The organism is Pseudomonas sp. 1D4 (assembly GCF_001728925.1).
Lineage (GTDB): Bacteria > Pseudomonadota > Gammaproteobacteria > Pseudomonadales > Pseudomonadaceae > Metapseudomonas > Metapseudomonas otitidis.
Map to the genome: position 1 here is coordinate 1 of NZ_LXJQ01000129.1, position 659 is coordinate 659.

1 pseudogene is annotated in these 659 nt (G+C 63.4%); it reads right to left on the minus strand.

What is annotated here, in order from left to right:
- Window positions 1-659: pseudogene (locus A7D27_RS28465) on the minus strand (RHS repeat domain-containing protein); the annotation flags it as partial.

Consider the following 659-nt stretch of genomic DNA (forward strand, 5'->3'; position numbering starts at 1 on the left):
TCCCCTGGGCGGTGTAGCTCACTTGGCCCAGCACTTGGCCGTTGGGTCCGTAGAGGTAGGTGAAAGGGAGTCGGTTGGTGCCTTGGCGGGCTTCCTTGAGCACGCGTTGGCCGAGGGCGTTGTAGGTGTAGCGTGCGACCCCATTGCCACGCTGGTCGATGACGTTGCTGAGGCGCCCTTGGTCGTCGTACTGGTAGCGCTTGCTCAGGGTGTGACGGGTGTAATTGCCTGCTGCATCGACTTCGGTTTCGTACAGGCTATCGCTCTGGAGCAGGCGGTTGCTGTCGGGGGCATACCTCAGGCGATGCTGAAAGTACGTTATCCCCAGGCTTGTGTGGGCCGTGGTGCGACTGGTGCGGTTGCCGTTGGCGTCGTAGGTGTAGGTCTTGCGTAGACCAGCCTCCTCCATGGTGAGGCGGTCGAGGGCGTCGTACCGGTAGTTGATGCTGCCGAACAGGCTGTGGGCGTGTGCGGTGATGTTGCCGTTGGCGTCGTGGCTGTACTGGCTCTGCCAGGTGCCGACCTGCTGGGCGGTGAGCTGGTAGTCCTGGTCGTAGGTGCGGTTGAGGACGATGCCGTTGTTCCAGGTGAGGCTCTTCAGCGGCCCGAACGGCGCATAGGCGATCTGGCTGGCCAGGGGCGTGGGTGTGGCACTGCCG